Source organism: Streptomyces sp. NPDC002044 (genome assembly GCF_040296725.1).
Classification (GTDB): Bacteria; Actinomycetota; Actinomycetes; order Streptomycetales; family Streptomycetaceae; genus Streptomyces; species Streptomyces antarcticus.
The window spans coordinates 1-3,846 of record NZ_JBEOXU010000278.1; the positions used below are offsets into that span (position 1 = coordinate 1).

2 protein-coding genes and 1 pseudogene are annotated in these 3,846 nt (G+C 78.5%); all 3 read left to right on the forward strand.

Annotated features, from left to right (window positions below):
- Nucleotides 1-81, forward strand: a pseudogene (locus tag ABT106_RS31365) (thioredoxin domain-containing protein); the annotation flags it as partial.
- 83 nt (nt 82-164) lie between these two features.
- On the forward strand, nt 165-1,337 hold the full coding sequence (locus ABT106_RS31370; RefSeq protein ID WP_351284301.1) for an ATP-binding protein: 1,173 nt from the start codon (nt 165-167) through the stop codon (nt 1,335-1,337).
- Nucleotides 1,337-3,781 (forward strand): DUF5682 family protein, encoded by a 2,445-nt coding sequence (locus tag ABT106_RS31375; RefSeq protein WP_351284304.1) that lies wholly within the window; start codon nt 1,337-1,339, stop codon nt 3,779-3,781. The genes ABT106_RS31370 and ABT106_RS31375 overlap by 1 nt, the downstream gene beginning before the upstream one ends.
- Nucleotides 3,782-3,846 lie beyond the last annotated feature (65 nt).

Below are 3,846 nucleotides of genomic sequence, written 5' to 3' on the forward strand. Positions count from 1 at the left end.
GGCGAGGACGGCACCACGGTCGTCGTCGGCAAGCCCGAGGCGAAGAAGACCCTGGAGCTGTACGAGGACTCCCGCTGCCCGCCCGCCGAGCCCCCCGCCAGCACTGTCCCCGCCTCTCACCGTCCCGCCCACGACCCGCACCACCCCACCGGAGGAACACCCCGATGACCGTCACCGACCAGCCCGCCCCGGCGGCTCCCGCCCGCCAGGTACTCCCGGCGGAGGAGCGGTACGCCGCCGAGCTCGCCTTCCTCGCCGCCCAGGACCCCGGCCCCCGCCCGCCCGGCTGGGCCCTGACCCCGCGCGCCGTGGTCACGTTCGTCTGCGGCAGCGGAAGCGACGGCACCGAACTCGTGCTGCCCGAGCGGCGCGCCGGGTCCGGGCTGCCCGCGCGGATGGCCATCGCCGCCAAGTTCGTCGGCGAACGTTCCCTCGTGGAGCGCTGCGTCGTCACCCTCGCCGGTGAGCGCGGCCTGCTGCTCACCGGCGAGCCCGGCACCGCCAAGTCGATGCTGTCCGAACTGCTGGCCGCCGCCGTCAGCGGAACCAGCGCCCTCACCGTGCAGGGCACGGCCGGTACCACCGAGGACGCCTTCCGCTACGGCTGGAACTACGCGCTGCTGCTCGCCCAGGGACCCACCGCGCAGGCCCTCGTCGACTCCCCGGTGCTGTCCGCGATGCGGACCGGGCGGGTGGTCCGGGTCGAGGAGATCACCCGCTGCCTGCCCGAGGTGCAGGACGCGCTGGTGTCGATCCTGTCCGACCGCCGGGTCAGCGTGCCCGAACTCACCGCCACCGAGGACGCGGTGGTCTCCGCGGCCCCCGGCTTCACGGTCATCGCCACCGCCAACCTCCGCGACCGAGGCGTCTCCGAGATGTCCGCCGCCCTCAAGCGCCGCTTCAACTTCGAGACCGTCGCCCCGATCGCGGACGCGGACGCGGAGGCCGCGCTGATCCGCCGCCAGGCGGTCGCCGCCGTCCGGCGGGCGGGCGCCGCGTTCGGCGTCGACGACGCCGTCCTCGACGCCCTCGTCACCGTCTTCCGGGACCTGCGTTCGGGGCGTTCCGCCGAGGGCTGGGACGTGGAGCGCCCCGGCACGGTCATGTCCACCGCGGAGGCCGTGCAGGTGGCCGCGTCGCTGGGGGTCGCCGCCGCGTACCTTCCGGGCGGTGACGTGCTGGACCTGCTGCCGGGCCACCTGCTGGGCGTCGTACGGAAGGACGACCCGGCCGACCACGCGCGGCTGCTGGGGTACTGGGACGGCCCGGTGCGCCGCCGCGCCGAGGACGGTTCGGCCATGTGGCGCCGCCTGTGGGACCTGCGCGGGAGCCTGTGATGACGCGTACCGACCCGCGCGACGCGGTCGCCGCGCTGGCGGCGTCCCGTACGCCGTACCTGCTCGGGGTGCGCCACCACAGTCCCGCACTGGCCGCGGTGGTCGGGGAGCTGCTGGACGCCTCGGGTGCGGACGTGGTGTGCGTGGAGCTGCCGGCGGAGTTCCAGCCATGGCTGGAGCACCTCGCCGATCCCGAGACGGTGGCCCCGGTCGCCCTGGCGGGAACGGGGGAGGACGGCCGCCTGGCGTTCTACCCGTTCGCGGACTTCTCGCCCGAACTGGCCGCGATCCGCTGGGCGCGCGCCCGCGGTGCGGCCGTGCTGTGCTGCGACCTCCCCCTGTCGTCCCGCGCGTGGGCCGGTACTCCCGCGGACGCCGGACCGGACCGGCCCGGGCAGCCGGCTCCCGCCGTCGACGGGGCCCCGGAGTCCGCACCGGCTCCCGGTGCGGACCCGCTCGCTCCGGGGCGCTCGTACGCGGACGGGCTCACCGCCGCCGGGACGGGCCGCACCGGCGAGGACATGTGGGACCGCGCCGTCGAGGTCCTCGCTCCGGGATGCTCCCCGGAAGCCGTACGGCGGGCCGCGCTCGGCGTCGGCTGGGCCCTGCGCGAGGACGCGGCCGTCCCGGCCACGGACCTGGCCCGCGAGGCCCACATGCGCGAGGTGATCGCCACGGCGGCGGCCGGCGGCCGGACGGTGGCCGCCGTGATCGGCGCCTTCCACGCCCCGGCCCTCCTGGGCCCGCCCACGCACGCCCCCGCGCCGTGGGAAACCACCCCCGCCGGGGCCGCCGATGCCGCGGGCTCCGGCGCCACCGCAGCCCCGACGTCGTCCGCGGCGGCCACCGGTTCCGCGCGGCGTGCGCCGACCGGCGCGGGGGCCCCGGGGAGCGCGTCGGCCGCAGGCACCACGGTGGCTTCCGGGGCGGCGACGCCCGCCGCGCCCACCGGCTCCGCGCGCTTCGCGCCCGCCGGCGCGGCGCCCGCCGGCGCGGCGCTCTCCGGTCCTGCGCCCTCCGGGGGCGGGTCCGCCTGGGGAGCCGGCATCGCGGCCGGTTCCGGCGGAGTGTCCGCCCGGGGCACCGGCGCCGCGTCCGCGGTGGGCATCCGCGCCGGTCGCGGGGTCGCGGGGGCCGTTGCCGAGTCCGGGGGCGGGGCGGTCACCTCGTTCGTGCCGTACTCCTTCGACCTGCTCGACTCCCGTTCCGGGTACCCCGCCGGCATCCGCGACCCGCTCTGGCAGCAGGCCGTCCTGCACGCCGCGGGCGACCCGGTCCGGGTGCGGGAGGCGGCTTCCGTCGCCGTCACCCGGCTCTGCCGCGAGCTGCGCCGCGCCGGGCACACGGCCGGGACCGGCGAGGCCGCCGAAGCCCTGCGCCTCGCCTGCGACCTCGCGGTCCTGCGCGGACTCCCCGCGCCGGGCCGCGGCGAGCTCATCGAGGCCGTCACCACCGTCCTCGGCCAGGGCGAGCCCCTCGGCCGGGGCCGGGCCCTGGCCCGCGCCCTGGAGGCGGTGTTCGTCGGCACGTCCCGCGGGCGGATCACCCCGCACGCGCCCCGCTCCGGCCTCGGCCCCTCGGTCGAGGCCGAGGTGGCGGAACTGCGGCTCCCGGGCCCCGACGACCCCGCCCCCCGCGAGCTCCGTCTCGACCCGCTCCGCTCACCCCTCGACGGCCGCCGCGAGGTCCTGCTGCAACGCCTCGCCGTCTGCGGCGCCTCGTACGGGGAACCGGTCGCCGTGGCCGCCACCGGTGACGGCTCCGCCCTCGGCACCAAGTGGCGCCTGGCCTGGACCCCGTCCGTCCCCGCGCGCCTCGACCTCGCCGGGGTACGCGGCGTCACCGCCGCCCAGGCGGCCGCCGGGACGCTGCGCGACACCGCCCGCCGCGCCGCCGCCGACGGCGGCCCGACCCCGGCCGGGATCCTCGCCGGGCTGGCCGCCGCCGCGCGCTGCGACCTGCCCGAACTGGTCGGCGTACGACTCCACGAGGCGGCCTCCGTCCTGCCGCGGACCGCCACCCTGCCCGAACTCCTCGACGCCCTCGACCTCCTGGAAGCCCTGCACCGCGGCCACCTCCCCGGCGCCGGGGAGGAGACCCGCGCCACCGCCGCCGCGCTCACCGGTGACCTGCTCGAAGCCGCCGTACGCTCCCTGCCCGGCCTCGCCGGCAGTGACGATCCCGCCGACGCGGCCGCCCTCGTCGCGCTCGCCGACCGGGCCGCCGCGTTCCACCTCGGCCTGCGCACCGACGCCGCCCTCGCCGGCCTCGCCCGGGACGCCTCCCCGCTGATGCAGGGCGCCGCCCTGGCCGTACGGGTCCTCCTCGACCTCGACCCGGCCGCGGACCTCGGAGACCGGGCCGCCGGATGGATCGACGGCGCGGCCGGGCCCGACCGCCGGCGCGCCCTGACCCGGCGGCTCGGTGCGCGTACGTCAAGCTGAGGCCCGGCGCCTCCGCCGTCAACTACCTCGTCATCGACAAGGACGGCACCAAGGACGTCGTCGCC

What these genes read in the sequence shown, in the direction of transcription:
- ABT106_RS31375 (WP_351284304.1), top strand. Translation starts at nt 1,337, where the DNA reads ATGACGCGTACCGACCCGCGCGACGCGGTCGCCGCGCTGGCGGCGTCC.
- ABT106_RS31370 (WP_351284301.1), top strand. Translation starts at nt 165, where the DNA reads ATGACCGTCACCGACCAGCCCGCCCCGGCGGCTCCCGCCCGCCAGGTA.